This is a genomic window from Sphaerisporangium aureirubrum, from assembly GCF_042658925.1.
In the GTDB taxonomy this organism is placed as follows: domain Bacteria; phylum Actinomycetota; class Actinomycetes; order Streptosporangiales; family Streptosporangiaceae; genus Sphaerisporangium; species Sphaerisporangium aureirubrum.
This window is the reverse complement of the sequence record NZ_JBHSRF010000008.1, coordinates 1-13222: the sequence shown is the minus strand read 5'-3', so window position 1 is coordinate 13222 and position 13222 is coordinate 1. Positions and strand designations below refer to the sequence as shown.

General features: G+C 72.3%; 14 protein-coding genes. 10 read left to right on the top strand and 4 right to left on the bottom strand.

Annotated features, from left to right (window positions below; translation table 11 throughout):
- Window positions 1-510 precede the first annotated feature (510 nt).
- Window positions 511-1290 (top strand): putative hydro-lyase, encoded by a 780-nt coding sequence (locus ACFP1K_RS08430; RefSeq protein ID WP_380749022.1) that lies wholly within the window; start codon window positions 511-513, stop codon window positions 1288-1290.
- Window positions 1291-1344: 54 nt separating this feature from the next.
- Here ACFP1K_RS08430 and ACFP1K_RS08425 read toward each other — a convergent pair whose 3' ends face one another.
- Complete coding sequence (locus ACFP1K_RS08425) at window positions 1345-2169, bottom strand: SGNH/GDSL hydrolase family protein (RefSeq protein ID WP_380748726.1); 825 nt, start codon at window positions 2167-2169, stop codon at window positions 1345-1347.
- A gap of 160 nt (window positions 2170-2329) precedes the next feature.
- Here ACFP1K_RS08425 and ACFP1K_RS08420 point away from each other — a divergent pair, with 160 nt between their 5' ends.
- The 4 genes from ACFP1K_RS08420 (at window position 2330) to ACFP1K_RS08405 (ending at window position 5338) form a co-directional block, all read left to right on the top strand.
- Window positions 2330-3259, top strand: coding sequence for a (2Fe-2S)-binding protein (locus tag ACFP1K_RS08420; RefSeq protein ID WP_380748724.1), 930 nt, complete (start codon window positions 2330-2332; stop codon window positions 3257-3259).
- Window positions 3256-4023 carry a helical backbone metal receptor gene (locus ACFP1K_RS08415; protein ID WP_380748722.1) on the top strand — a complete coding sequence of 256 codons (768 nt, stop codon included), beginning with the start codon at window positions 3256-3258 and terminating at the stop codon, window positions 4021-4023. The genes ACFP1K_RS08420 and ACFP1K_RS08415 overlap by 4 nt, the downstream gene beginning before the upstream one ends.
- Window positions 4024-4086: 63 nt before the next feature.
- The gene (locus ACFP1K_RS08410) at window positions 4087-4785 is read left to right on the top strand and encodes an MgtC/SapB family protein (RefSeq protein WP_380748720.1); all 699 of its coding nucleotides are present in this window, start codon (window positions 4087-4089) and stop codon (window positions 4783-4785) included.
- Between the two features lie 37 nt (window positions 4786-4822).
- Window positions 4823-5338 carry a DUF6789 family protein gene (locus ACFP1K_RS08405; protein ID WP_380748718.1) on the top strand — a complete coding sequence of 172 codons (516 nt, stop codon included), beginning with the start codon at window positions 4823-4825 and terminating at the stop codon, window positions 5336-5338.
- 80 nt (window positions 5339-5418) lie between these two features.
- On the opposite strand, the gene ACFP1K_RS08400 is transcribed toward ACFP1K_RS08405, so the two are convergent.
- Window positions 5419-5682: a hypothetical protein gene (locus ACFP1K_RS08400; protein WP_380748716.1), complete on the bottom strand. Its 264-nt coding sequence runs from the start codon at window positions 5680-5682 to the stop codon at window positions 5419-5421.
- Window positions 5683-5858: 176 nt separating this feature from the next.
- Here ACFP1K_RS08400 and ACFP1K_RS08395 point away from each other — a divergent pair, with 176 nt between their 5' ends.
- On the top strand, window positions 5859-6068 hold the full coding sequence (locus tag ACFP1K_RS08395; RefSeq protein ID WP_380748714.1) for an EF-hand domain-containing protein: 210 nt from the start codon (window positions 5859-5861) through the stop codon (window positions 6066-6068).
- A 50-nt stretch (window positions 6069-6118) separates the two neighbouring features.
- On the opposite strand, the gene ACFP1K_RS08390 is transcribed toward ACFP1K_RS08395, so the two are convergent.
- Together ACFP1K_RS08390 and ACFP1K_RS08385 are read right to left on the bottom strand one after the other, a co-directional pair.
- The gene (locus tag ACFP1K_RS08390) at window positions 6119-7399 is read right to left on the bottom strand and encodes a hypothetical protein (RefSeq protein WP_380748712.1); all 1281 of its coding nucleotides are present in this window, start codon (window positions 7397-7399) and stop codon (window positions 6119-6121) included.
- 150 nt (window positions 7400-7549) lie between these two features.
- Window positions 7550-8194, bottom strand: coding sequence for a helix-turn-helix domain-containing protein (locus ACFP1K_RS08385; RefSeq protein WP_380748710.1), 645 nt, complete (start codon window positions 8192-8194; stop codon window positions 7550-7552).
- 132 nt (window positions 8195-8326) lie between these two features.
- Between ACFP1K_RS08385 and ACFP1K_RS08380 the strand changes: the two genes are divergently transcribed.
- From ACFP1K_RS08380 to ACFP1K_RS08365, 4 genes are all read left to right on the top strand, one after another.
- Window positions 8327-9502 (top strand): homogentisate 1,2-dioxygenase, encoded by a 1176-nt coding sequence (locus ACFP1K_RS08380; RefSeq protein ID WP_380748708.1) that lies wholly within the window; start codon window positions 8327-8329, stop codon window positions 9500-9502.
- Between the two features lie 938 nt (window positions 9503-10440).
- Window positions 10441-11646 carry a fumarylacetoacetase gene (gene fahA / locus ACFP1K_RS08375; RefSeq protein WP_380749020.1) on the top strand — a complete coding sequence of 402 codons (1206 nt, stop codon included), beginning with the start codon at window positions 10441-10443 and terminating at the stop codon, window positions 11644-11646.
- 109 nt (window positions 11647-11755) lie between these two features.
- Entirely contained in the window at window positions 11756-12187 is a 432-nt protein-coding gene (locus tag ACFP1K_RS08370; RefSeq protein ID WP_380748706.1) for an NfeD family protein, read from the top strand.
- A 17-nt stretch (window positions 12188-12204) separates the two neighbouring features.
- The coding region (locus tag ACFP1K_RS08365; protein WP_380748704.1) for an SPFH domain-containing protein at window positions 12205-13222 on the top strand (1018 nt) is incomplete at its 3' end.

Genomic DNA, 13222 nt, shown 5'->3' with positions numbered 1-13222 from the left:
CCTTTCGCGCGGAGCGCGGCCTCCGCAAGGACCATTTCACCGGGCGCCGTGCGCACCACGGGTTATCCGCCGTACGGCGGCGCCGGATTCGCCGTACAACATCCCACCGCCGCGGCGCCGATCGAGAGGACTACCGGGGCAGACGCCTCCCGGGGCGACGCCTCCCAGGGCGACGCCTCCCGGGGCGACGCCTCCCGGGGCGACGCCTCCCGGGGCGACGCCTCCCGGGGCGACGCCTCCGGGGGCGGACACACCTCCCGGGTGGACACACCTCCCGGGCGGACACACCTCCCGGGCGGACACACCTCCCAGGGCGACGCCTCCCGGGGCGGACACACCTCCCGGGTGGACACACCTCCCGGGGCGGATGCCCGCCGGGGATGCCGCTTCAGGTGGACACTCCCGAGAGCGAATCAGCCCCCGGGGCAACGGAAAGGGTTGTCGAGATGACTGGCTCTGCCGGAGTGGCAGAGGGCATGAGGAGAGGACGAGGGCATGGGTGCAGCGAGTATGGATCCGAGAGGGCTTACGCCGGGGGAGGCGCGGGGGTTGTTTCGGGGTGGGGTGGTCGCGCCTACGGCGGGGTGGGCGGCGGGGTGGGCGCAGGCGAACTTGCTGGTGTTGCCGGAGGAGAGGGCTTATGAGTTCTTGCTGTTCGCGCAGCGGAATCCTCGGGCCTGTCCGGTGCTGGACGTCACGGAGGCGGGGGAGGTCTCGGCGTCGATCTTCGAGGGGGATCTGCGGACCGATCTGCCGGCTTACCGGGTCTATCGGGACGGGGAGCAGGTGGCGGAGGTCGGTGACGTGCGGGAGTACTGGCGGGACGATCTGGTGTGCTTCCTGATCGGGTGCAGCTTCACGTTCGAGGCGGCGCTGCTGGAGGCGGGGGTGCCGGTGCGGCACATCGAGGCGGGGACGAACGTGCCGATGTACCGGACGGCGCGGGAGTGCCGTCCGGCGGGGCGGCTGTCGGGGCCGTTGGTGGTGTCGATGCGGCCGGTGCCCGCCGAGCTGGTGGCCGAGGCGGTGCGGGTGACGGCGCGGTATCCGGCGGTGCACGGCGCGCCGGTGCACGTGGGCGACCCGGCGGCGCTCGGCATCACGGACCTCGACCGGCCCGACTTCGGCGAACCGGTCGAGATCCGCGCCGGGGAGACACCGGTGTTCTGGGCCTGCGGCGTGACGCCGCAGGCCGCGGTCATGAGGTCGCGACCGCCGTTCGCGATCGGTCACGCGCCCGGCCACATGGCGGTGACCGACGCTCGCGACAGCGCGTACCTCGTGCCCTGACGGCGTCCCCGCCCGGGTCCCGGCAAGCCGGGGCCCGGCGGTCCTCTCCTCTCGTCACCAGCCGAAGCCGGTGGGGTAGGTCACCTCGGCGAGCAGCCGCTGGCCGGTGGAGTTCGGGTGGAAGTAGTCCCAGGTGCTCATGTGGGACAGCGTGAACGGGAAGTTGAAGACCGCGCCGCCGTCGTACCGGCAGTTGGCCTGCTCGGCGCACACCCGGGACAGCACCGCGTTGTAGTCGGCGACCCGCTGCCGCACCCGGTCACGCCGCTGGACGTCGGCCTGGTCGGTGGAACGGGGCCTCGCCAGCATGGACTGGCAGATGCTGAGCAGGGCCCACGCGGTACGGGCCGAGGAGCTGTCCTTGCCGACCTCCCACAGCCGCTTGATATCCGGGATGCTGGCGACGAAGACCGCCGCGTTCGGGAGGCCGCCGACGATGGTGCTCATCGCGGCGCGGAACCTGGACTCGAAGTCGGCGACCGAGGTCATCCCGCTCTCCGAGGAGGCGCAGGCGTCGTTCGCGCCGATCAGGATGGTGACGTAGCCGACGCCCTGGGAGACGGCCTGCTGCGCCTGCCCCGCCATGTCGGCGACAACGGCACCGGAGCGGGCGTCGTTGTGGGTGGTCAGGGACGGGTTGACGGCCCGGATGCGGGTGGCGTGGCTGTTGACGCTGGAGGTGGAACCGGTGGACCAGGACCGTGCCGTGCAGTCGACGTAGAAGCCGCAGGCGTTGAACCCGCGGGTGATGGAGTCGCCCATCGACGCCATGGAACTCGGGACGGGCGGCGCCTGGGCGAATGCCGTGGCCGGGGCGAAGGCCACCGGCAGGGCGGAGATGACTGCTGCGAGGAGGACGAGGGTGCGGCGGATGTGCAAGCGAGCCTCCAGGGATCTTCCCCCGATCGCCGATACTGCGCATACTGTCAGCCCGCTTGACTGATTTGACAAGCTAACATTACGACTTACTTACCTGTGAGTAACCTGCGCCCCGAAGCCCCGCGAAGGCCACCCGCGCCCCACCGGGCATCATGGAGGCGTGACCGCACCCGCCGACCTGCCCCCCTCCGAGGACGGCCTCGGCGGCCCACGTCCCGCCCTCCCCGAGGAAACCGTCCGGGCTCTGACCGAGGTGTCGGCCTTCGGGCCCTACTTCGCCGTGTCCACCGGCGAGCCCGCGGCGGAGGACGGCGGCGCGGCCGACATGCACGACCGGGATCCGGCGGAGGACGGCAGCGCGGCGGCCACGCACGGCCGGAGCCCGGTGGCGGATGCCGACACGGCGCCGGGACACGGCTCCGGCTGGCGGCCTCTCGGTGACCTGGCCGCGGACACGGCCCTCCTGCGGGCGCGGATCGCCGACCACGGGCGGCGGCTCGGCACCGGTGAGGAGCGGGTCGCGGCGTCGATCCTGTACCAGGGGCTCGCCGCCCGGCTATGGTCCCCGGTCGTGGGCATGGCCGCCGCGGCCGGCCTGGTGCCGGCGACGGCGGGCGACCTGCGGTGGCGCCCGGCCGCCACGGGCCCGCTCCCCCTCTGGTCGCCTCCCACGGCACGGTGGCTCGCGGTTCCCGGCGGGGCGGCGCGCCAGGCGGAGGCGGTGTACCGGGTGGTGATGGGCGAGGTGCTCGAACCGCTGGCCGCGGCCGTCGGGCGGCTCACCGCGATCGCCCCCGCCCTGCTGCGCGGCAACGCGTCCGCCGCCCTCGCGGGTGTGCTCAAGACCGTCCCGCCCGCGCTCGGCGGCCGTTCGGCCCAGCTGGTGCGCGAGCTGCTCGCCATCGGCGCGCTGGACGGCACCGGGGAGCTCGCCGAGCCCGCGCCGGGCGCGTACTTCTTCGTCCGGCGCAGCTGCTGCCTGTACTACCGCGTCCCCGGCGGCGGGCTCTGCGAGGACTGCGCGCTGCTGCCCCAGAAGGACCGCGACCTGGCGTGGGCCCGCGCGTCCGGCCGGGAAGGAGCGCGATGACCGGCGTACGCGACGACCTCGGGCTGCCCGTGGAACTGCCCGCCGAGGTGCGGCGGGTCGTGTCGCTCGTACCGTCGCTGACCGAGTCCGTGGCGGCCACCGCACCCGGGCTCCTGGTCGGGGCGACCGACTGGTGCTCGCACCCCGCCGAGCTGGACGTGACCCGGGTGCGCGGCACCAAGAACCCCGACCTGGACGCCATAACGGCCCTGCGGCCCGACCTGGTCCTCGCCAACGAGGAGGAGAACCGCGTCCCGGACCTCGACGCGCTGCGTGCCGCCGGGATCCCCGTCTGGGTCACCGTCGTCCGCACCCTCGACGACGCCCTCACGTCGCTGCGCCGCATGCTCGGCACCGCCCTGTCCCTCGACGAGCCCGCCTGGCTGGCCGCCGCGCGAGACGCCTGGGCTCCGCACGCCGCCAGAGAGGAACGGCGCGCGGTGATCCCCGTGTGGCGCAAGCCGTGGATGGTGGCCGGCCGCGACACCTTCGCCGGCGACCTGCTCCTCCACCTCGGCGTACGCAACCTCTACGCGGGCCACCCCGACCGCTACCCGAAGATCCCCCTCGCCGACCTCCTGGCCTCCGGCCCCGACCTGGTCGTCCTCCCCGACGAGCCGTACCGCTTCACCCCCGGCGACGGCCCCGGCTTCTTCCCCGGCGTGCCCGCCGCCCTGGTCAGCGGGCGCCACCTCACGTGGTACGGCCCCTCCCTGGCCGAGGCGCCCGCCGTGCTGGCCGGCGCCCTCGACCGGGCACGCTAGGACCACGTCCGTCACTTAAAGCGACACCTGGTCTACGCTGGGCCAGATGAGGGTGCGGGCGAGGTGAACGCGCAGGTCTGGGGACAGTTGGGGTGCCTTGGGCTGGCGTTCCTGCTGTCCGCGGTCATCGGGCTGGAACGGGAGGTCCGGCAGAAGGCCGCGGGGTTGCGCACGCACACAGTGGTCGGGTTCGCGGCGGCACTGATCATGATCGTGTCGAAGTTCGGGTTCGGGGACGTGCTGGGGCAGCACGTGACGCTCGACCCCTCCCGGGTGGCGGCGCAGATCGTGTCGGGCATCGGCTTCCTCGGCGCCGGACTGATATTCGTGCGGCGGGACGCCGTGCGGGGGCTCACGACGGCGGCGGCGGTGTGGCTGACGGCCGCGGTCGGGATGGCGGCGGGCGCGGGGCTGTGGATGCCGGCCGTGGTGGTGACCTTCGGTTACCTCGTGGCGATGCTGCTGCTGACCCCGCTGGCGGATCACCTCCCGCGTTCGAAGTACGCGCCGTCACGGTTGCGGATGACCTATCTCGACCGGCGGGGGGCGCTGCGGCGGGTGCTGGAGGAGTGCACGCGGCGGGGGTTCACCGTCAGCGAGTTGTCCATCGAACATCCCCCGGACCAGCGGCGGCCGCTCGCCGTCTCGTTGCTGATGACCTTGCAGGGCGCCGGGCATCTCAACGAGCTGACGGCCGCGCTGTCGGCCGTCGACGGAGTGCTGGTCGTGGTCGCCGAGGACACCCACGCCACCCTGGGCTGACCAGCGGTTTCACCCCCGAGGCCCCGGGCAGGATCCGATGATGACGCGTGATCTCGTACACGGAGCGGTCAGCGGGGCCCTGGCCACCGTCGCCATGAGCGCCGCGATGGTGGCGGGCGACCAGGCGGGGATGATGAAGGGCGGGCATCCGCCGAAGCACATCGCCCGTGCCGTGCTGCCGGGCCACAAACGGCGGCCGAAGCCGGGCGAGGGCGTGCTCGGCGCGGTCGCGCACATGGGCTTCGGCGCGGCGGCCGGGGCGCTGTTCGCCATGATCGCCGACGGCGGGCGGGCCCGGGTGTCGCGCGGCGTCGCCTACGGCCTGACGATCTGGGTGGTCAGCTACCAGGGCTGGGTGCCGCGCCTCGGCATCCTGCCGCCCGTCCACCGGGACCACCCGGAGCGGCAGACCGTCATGGCCGCCGCGCACGTCGTCTACGGCGCCGCGCTGGTGCTCGCCCTGAACCGCCTGCGCTCCCGCGCGACGGCGAAAGCCTCCCAGCCGTCGAGCCCGATGCCGCTCCCGGCCGGCGAGGCCATCCCCGCCCACTGACCGGCGACGCCGTACCCCCGCTCACCGGCGGGCGCCGTCACGACGCTCTGAGCCGGCGCCGTCACGACGTTCTGAGCCGGTCAGTCGGCACCGAGGCGCCGCAGCAGGCTCTCCCTCCGGGCCTCCAGGGTCTCCACGAGCACTTCCTGCTGCTCGGCCATGGTGATCATCGTGGACATCTCGGCCGCGTCGGTGGGCGCGTCCGAGCGGTCGCCGATCCGCTCGCGTATCTCCTTGGCCGACTGCCGCAGCCGGGTCAGGTCCTCCTCCACCTCGCGCAGTTTCTCCCTGAGCGACAGCTCGCCCGGCATGTCGTCGACGTGCTCCCCGGTCTGCCCGGTCATCGTCCGCTCCCCCCTCGTGCGGTCAATCCCCTACCGCGCCCATACCCCCATGCCGGGGACTAACCCCGTGCCCTCCGGTCAGTGGGTTGATGACCAAGAACACCGTCCAGCAAAAGCCGATAAATGGGACAAGGACCGGCTAAGGTGCTGGGCGACCGATCACGCGAGGAGTGGCAATGAGCGAGTACGCGGTGACCTTCGACCTGGTCGACGCCGACAAGGACGGGCTCATCTCCGCCGAGGAACTGCTGCACCTCATGGAGGTGCTCGGCCAGCCCGTGACGCGGGAGGCCGCCGATGCGGCGGTCGGACAGCTCGATGTGGACGGCGACGGCCTCATCTCGCTCGAAGAGTTCTCCCGCTACCTGAGCTCCACCGGCAACTGAGACACCGAACCCGCCCGGCACGGCGCCGGGCGGGTTCGTCGTGTCTCGGATCAGCCGGTGATGTAGATCTGGCTGAAGACCTCGGACAGCTTCTGCACGTCCTCGGTCACGCCCACCAGGGGGGCGGACGGGTCGAAGATGGTGGAGAGCCGCCGCTGCAGGGGCTCCAGCTTGTCGAGCTGCTCCCACGCGGGGGTCGCGGCCAGCTGCGCGCCGAGCACCTGGTAGGTGCTGCCCTTGCCGTCCTGCCAGCGGGTCCACAGGTTGACCGTCGCGGCGCCGTCCTTCAGCGGGGAGGCCACCCGGTCCTGCGCCACCGCGGCGGCCTGCTCGGCGTTCAGCGGGGCGTCGGACTTGCCGGCGAGGCTCGCGTCCTCGGCGCCGATCTGGGCCAGGGTGTCCCAGGCCAGGGCCTTGACCTTGGTCCACTGGTTGCGCTGGGCGTCGGCCAGGCCGATCTTCCAGGCGGCGTACGACCCGCCGAGCAGGCCGCTGTCCAGCACGAGCTGGTCGACCGAACCGGAGGTCAGCAGGGGCTCGATGTTCTCGGCGGTGAGCAGCGGGTACCGCTTCTTCATCTCCGCCGAGCACAGCTCGTTGGCGCCGCAGCCGAACTCCGGCACCACCGTGTGCACGCCGAGCTTCTTGCCGGGGGCCACCTGGTGCAGCGCCGCGGCGGCCGCGGTGACGAACTTGCCCATCTCCTCGGGGGTCTTCACCGCGCCGTTGTAGCCGAGCTGCGAGGCGAAGCGGATGCCGACGACGCCGGGCTGCGCGGCCAGCGCACCGACCTTCTTGGCGGCGGCGGCCAGCGCGGCGGCCCCGGCGGCGTAGTCGTCGACCAGCTCGGTGTCGATCCACACCCGCATGCCCTTGGCCGTGGCGGCGGCGACGGCCTGCCCGGCGGCGGTCCGCGCGGCGGCGGCGATCTCCTCGGGCGTCACCGAGCAGGTCTCCCCCGCGGTCTGGCAGGTCGGCGGGGTGTCGTCCTCCACGTAACCCTCGGGGGCCGGGTCCCCGTCGCCGTGGGCCTCACCGTCACCCTCGCCGTCGGCGTTGCAGGTCTCGACCGTGCAGTCGATCCAGCCGACCGGGTACTCGGTGGCCTCCTTCAGCTTCGCGCCGTCGTCCTTGGCCCAGAACCGGACGATGTCCAGCGCCTCCTTGGGCGTCGGAGCCATCCAGAAGCACTGCGGGTCGGTCTCCTTGGCCCCGTTGGTGACGTTCTTGCAGTCGCCGTCGCCGTCGTCGGAGAACGCCGATGCGGCCGGAACTCCCACCGCGATGACGGTGAGGGCGGCGCCGAGGGCGAGGGCTCTCCTGATTCGCATCAAGCGTCTCCTTGTGCGGCACTATGGCGATTAGCGGTGATCGTCCGTAAACGAGCGTAACGACTGTATCGGCCGTATCTTTACTCGGCCAGTGACTCACAGGGATTGTTCACCCTAGGCCTGCTCGGCAGGGAACCGTTCACCGACCGCTCAGGTGAGCGCCTCGCCGACCTCGGCCGCCACCGCCACCACGCGCGGCCCGAGCGTGGCGGCGTCCAGGGCGCCGAAGGTCACCAGGCCCACCGACGCCTCCAGCCACGGCACACCCGCCAGCGGAGCGGCTATCCCGCGCGCCCCCTCCTGAAGCTGCCCTTCGGTGACGGTGTACCCGGTGGCGCCCTCGCGCGAGGCCAGGATCGCCAGCCCCGCCGCGCCACGAGAGAGGGGATGCCTGGCGCCTTCGCGGTAGGCGACGTGCATGTCGGTCCACGTCGGCTCCACCACGGCGATGGCGAGCCCCTCGTCCCCCTCGGCCACCGTCAGATGCGCGGTGGCCCCCGCGTGCTCCGCCAGCCGCCGCAACGCGGGCAGCGCCGCGGCCCGCAGCAACGGCTGCACGGCCCGCGCCAGCGCCAGCACCCCGAACCCCAGGTGCACCCGCCCGTCCGCGTCCCGCCGCGCGAACCCCTCGTTCTGGAGAGTGGTGAGCAGCCGATACACGATCGGCCGGCTCAGCCCCAGCTCCTGCGCGAGCTCGGTCGGCGTACGCCCCCGGTGCCCGTCCGCGAGCAGCCGCAGCAGCCGCAGCCCCCTCTCCAGGGTCTGCGCCGACTCCGGCCCCGCCTTGTGATCCACCTTCCCGATTATCCGCCGCTCCCACGCCGCGTTCACCTGCTCCGGCGGGAAGTTGACATCGTCTGGAGGATGGCGGATCGTCGTACGTATAGAGGACAATGGCGTCCGATATGCGTACGGAGGGAGTGGGCCATGCCGTACTACCGCAGTGTTGGCGAAGTGCCTCGGAAGCGGCACGTGCAGTTCCGGCGGCCGGACGGTGGGCTGTACGCGGAGGAGTTGATGGGCGAGGAGGGGTTCTCCTCGGACTCCTCGCTGCTGTACCACCGGCATCTGCCGACCGCGATCGTCAAGGCCGAGGCCGTCACCGAGGGGGTGCGGGCGGGGCTATCGCCGAACATGCCGTTGTCGCCTCGGCACTTCCGGACCTCGCAGCTGCCGGTGGGCGGGGACATGGTGACGGGGCGGCAGCCGCTGGCGGGGAACGGGGACGTCCGCATGTCGTACGTCGCGGCGGACCGGGCCAGTGAGCTGTACCGGAACTCCAAGGGCGACGAGTGCGTCTACGTCGCGTCGGGGCGGGTGCGGCTGGAGACCACCTACGGGGCGCTGGACGCGGGGGAAGGCGACTACGTCGTCATCCCGACCGGGACCATCCATCGGTGGGTGCCGCTGGACGGGACGACGGTCACGGGGCTGGCCATCGAGGCGGCGGGGCACATCCGGCCGCCCAAGCGGTACCTGTCGCAGTACGGGCAGTTCCTTGAGCACGCGCCGTACTGCGAGCGGGACCTGCGGGCACCTACCGAGCCGCTGATCACCGAGGGGTCGGAGACGCCGGTGCTGGTGCGCACGCGGGGCGGGCTGACCAAGCTGACCTACGCCCACCACCCGTTCGACGTGGTCGGGTGGGACGGGTACCTGTATCCCTACGCGTTCAACATCGCCGACTTCGAGCCCATCGTGAAGCGCACGCACGCGCCGCCGCCCGTGCACCAGACCTTCGAAGGGCCCGGGTTCGTGGTCTGCTCGTTCTGCCCACGACCGCTGGACTTCCACCCGGACGCGGTGCCGATCCCCTACAACCACCACAACGTGGACTCCGACGAGTTCATGTTCTACGCGGGCGGCGACTACACCGCGCGCAAGGGCTCGGGTATCGACGTCGGCTCCATCTCGCTGCACCCCGCCGGGTTCACCCACGGCCCGCAGCCGGGCGCGGTGGAGGCGGCCGTGGAGGCCGTGCGGCAGGGGCACAAGGTCACCAGCGAGCTGGCGGTCATGGTCGACACCTTCCGCCCCCTGGACCTCGGCGACGCCGCGCTGTCCTGCGAGGACCCCGGCTACGCCTGGACGTGGGCCCGATGATCACCCCTGACCTGCCCTCCGCCGGCCCGCCGCCCGGTGGCGGCGCCGACCCGGCCACCAGCCGCTCCGCCGCGCCCGGTCGAGGCGCCACCGCCGGCCCGGCCGCGCCCATCACCCACCCCGACGCCGGCCCGCTGCTCACCGCCCTGGTGGACGACGCGGGGCTGTTCCCGCCGTCCCTGCTGCCCATGTCGGCGGCGCTCGCCCGGCACGCCGCGGACGAGGACGCCGGGAGCCCCGTGCTCACCCACCGGTTCCTGTGCCCGTCCGGGCGCCTTTCCGAGCTGCGCGCCTCGGTGACACGGCCGCTGCGGATCGGCCTCATCCTGGAGTCGCCCGAGCCGCCCCGCCTCGACACGCTCGCCGGGGAGCCGCGGATCACCGTGGACCTGATCGAGGTCCGCCTGCCGGACGGCGCCACCGTGGACGAGGTGGTGCGCCGGGTGGGCGCGCCGGACGGCACACGGCTGTTCGTCGAGGTCCCGGCCGTCGAGCCGCACCACGCGCCCCCGGGCGTGGGATTGAAGGTGCGCTGCGGCGGCCCCACGGCCGCCCAGACCCCCACCGCGCACGAGCTCGCGGCGTTCATCACGCACTGCGTCGCGAACGGCATCCCGTTCAAGGCCACCGCGGGGCTGCACCACGCGGTGCGCCACCCCGACCCGTCCCTCGGCACCTACCGGCACGGCTTCCTCAACCTGCTGCTCGCCGTGTGCGCCGCCGTCGAGGACCGCGACCCGGTGCCCGTACTGGAGAGCATGGACCGGCACGAGCTCGCGCGGCACGCCCGCGAGGTGACACCCGCCACCGCGCACCGCGCCAGGGAGCTGCTCGTGTCCTACGGCTCGTGCAACACGCACACGCCCGGCGACGACCTGCGGGCGCTCGACCTGGTGGACGGCCAGCGGGCGCGGGTCGCCGAGCACCCGTCCACCTGGGTGCCCGGCGCCGACGGCTCCGGCTTCACCGCCGCCAACCTGCCCTACGGGATGTTCTCCCTCGACGGCGAGACGCCGAGGGCCGGCGTGCGGATCGGCCACCACGTGCTCGACCTCGCGCCCGCGCTGCACGACGAGGTGTTCGCGAGCGGCAGCCTCAACGCGTTCCTGGCCAGGGGCCGCACGGCGTGGCACGACATCCGGCGGCGGATCCAGTGCCTGCTCGACGCGGACGCCCCCGAGGCGGCAGCCAACCGCGCGGCGCTGGAACCGCATCTCGTGCCGCTGGAGCGGGTGCGCATGCATCTGCCGGTGGAGATCGGGGACTACGTCGACTTCTACTGCTCGCTGGAGCACGCGACCAACCTCGGCCGCATGTTCCGCCCCGACGAGAACCCGCTCAAGCCCAACTGGCGGCACCTGCCGGTCGGGTACCACGGCCGGTCGGGCACCGTCGTGGTGTCCGGCACGCCGATCGTCCGGCCGCGCGGGCAACGGCCGCCCGCGCCGGACAGCAAGCCGCCCCGCCCGGTGTTCGGGCCGTCGGCGAAGCTCGACATCGAGGCCGAGCTGGGGTTCGTCGTCGGCACACCCACCCGGCTCGGCGAGACCGCCGGGGACCTCGCCGACCACGTGTTCGGCGTGGCACTGGTCAACGACTGGAGCGCCAGGGACATCCAGGCGTGGGAGTACGTGCCGCTCGGCCCGTTCCTCGGCAAGTCGTTCGCCACGTCGATGTCGGCCTGGATCACCCCGCTCGAAGCGCTCGCGCACGCCCGGGTGCCCGGCCGCGCCCAGGACCCCGAGCCGCTCGACTACCTGCGCAGGCGGGAGCCCTGGGGGCTGGACATCACCATGGAGGTGCTGCTGGACGGCGAGCGCGTGTCCCGTCCGCCGTACCGCGAGATGTACTGGACGCCCGACCAGATGCTCGCGCACATGACGGTGAACGGCGCCCGGCTGCGCACCGGGGACCTGTTCGCCAGCGGCACCGTGTCCGGGCCCGACGCGGGGCAGCGCGGTTCGCTGATCGAGCTCACCTGGAACGGCAGCGAGCCGGTGAAGTTGTCCGACGGGCGCACCCGGGCGTTCCTCGAGGACGGCGACACCGTCACCGTCACCGCGACCGCCCCCGGGCCGGACGGCACCCCGATCGTCCTCGGGGAGGTGACCGGCACGATCAGCCCGGCGCGCACCGCTCCGTGACCCCGCCCAAGGGGTTTCTCGCCCTGCGCGTTGCGCCCATATGGGGTTACGGTGGAGGAGGGAACCATCCGCGCCTCGGACGCGTTTTCCTCTTAGGAGGGCCGGTGCGATGGACTCGTGGATCTTCTGGTTGATCCTCGCGGCGGCGCTGGGCGTGGCGGAGATATTCACGCTCACCGCGGCACTGGGGCTACTTGGTGCCGCCGCGCTGCTCACGGCGGCGGTGGCGGCGATCGGACTGCCGACAGGCGTGCAGCTCGCGGTGTTCATCCTCAGCGCGGTGTCCAGCCTGATGGTGCTGCGTCCCATCGCCCAGCGGCACATCAGCCAGCCTCCGTCGCAACGGTTCGGGGTTTCCGCGCTCGTCGGGAAGTCCGCCTACGTCACCCGCGAGGTCACCGGCCGTGAGGGCCGGGTGCGCATCGGCGGGGAGGAATGGTCCGCCCGCGCCTACGACGAGACGCTCGTCATCCCGCCCGGCACGACGGTGGACGTCATCGAGATCGAGGGGGCCACGGCCCTTGTCTATCCCCGGGAGTAGTTCAGGGAGTTGATCCAATGGACGCCGCACTCATCGCCGGAATCCTGATCGTCCTTCTCGCGGTGTTCACCGTCCTACGCGCCGTGCGGATCGTGCCGCAGGCCCGCGCGGGCAACGTCGAGCGCCTCGGCCGATACTCACGGACTCTCGGGCCTGGCCTGAACTTCGTGATCCCGTTCGTGGACCGGGTCCGTCCGCTCATCGACCTGCGCGAGCAGGTGGTGTCGTTCAAGCCACAGCCCGTGATCACCGAGGACAACCTGGTGGTCGACATCGACACGGTCCTGTACTTCCAGGTGACCGACCCGCGCGCCGCGGCGTACGAGATCGCCAACTTCATCCAAGGTGTCGAGCAGCTCACCGTGACCACGCTGCGCAACGTGGTCGGCGGGATGGACCTGGAGAAGACCCTCACCTCACGGGACACCATCAACAGCCAGCTGCGCGGAGTGCTGGACGAGGCCACCGGCAAGTGGGGCATCCGGGTCAACCGCGTGGAGATCAAGGCCATCGACCCGCCGAGGAGCATCAAGGAGGCGATGGAGAAGCAGATGCGCGCCGAGCGTGACAAGCGCGCCGCGATCCTCACCGCCGAAGGCTTCCGCCAGTCGCAGATCCTCACCGCCGAGGGTGAGAAGCAGAGCTCCATCCTGCGCGCCGAGGGCGAGCGCACCTCCGCCATCCTCAAGGCCGAAGGCCAGTCCCAGGCCATCGACGAGGTCTTCCAGGCCGTCCACCGCAACGACCCCGACCCCAAACTCCTCGCCTACCAGTACCTCCAGGTCCTCCCCCAGCTGGCCCAAGGCCAAGGCAACACCTTCTGGGTGATCCCCAGCGAGATAACCTCCGCCCTCCAAGGCATCTCCAAAGCCTTCACCGAATCCCTCCCCCCCTCCCAAGCCACCCGCGACACCACCCCCCACCGCGACAAGGCCCACTCCGAAGCCACCACCGCCGAAAAAGCCGCCGAAGCCGCCATAGCCGACGCCGAATCAACCTCCCCCCGCCAACTGAACCCCGCCCCCCAACCCTTCG

Coding starts and splice junctions, on each gene's coding strand:
- ACFP1K_RS08380 (WP_380748708.1), top strand. CDS start 8,327: ATGCCGTACTACCGCAGTGTTGGCGAAGTGCCTCGGAAGCGGCACGTG.
- ACFP1K_RS08370 (WP_380748706.1), top strand. CDS start 11,756: ATGGACTCGTGGATCTTCTGGTTGATCCTCGCGGCGGCGCTGGGCGTG.
- ACFP1K_RS08400 (WP_380748716.1), bottom strand. CDS start 5,682: ATGACCGGGCAGACCGGGGAGCACGTCGACGACATGCCGGGCGAGCTG.
- ACFP1K_RS08405 (WP_380748718.1), top strand. CDS start 4,823: ATGATGACGCGTGATCTCGTACACGGAGCGGTCAGCGGGGCCCTGGCC.
- ACFP1K_RS08390 (WP_380748712.1), bottom strand. CDS start 7,399: ATGCGAATCAGGAGAGCCCTCGCCCTCGGCGCCGCCCTCACCGTCATC.
- ACFP1K_RS08415 (WP_380748722.1), top strand. CDS start 3,256: ATGACCGGCGTACGCGACGACCTCGGGCTGCCCGTGGAACTGCCCGCC.
- ACFP1K_RS08430 (WP_380749022.1), top strand. CDS start 511: ATGGATCCGAGAGGGCTTACGCCGGGGGAGGCGCGGGGGTTGTTTCGG.
- ACFP1K_RS08395 (WP_380748714.1), top strand. CDS start 5,859: ATGAGCGAGTACGCGGTGACCTTCGACCTGGTCGACGCCGACAAGGAC.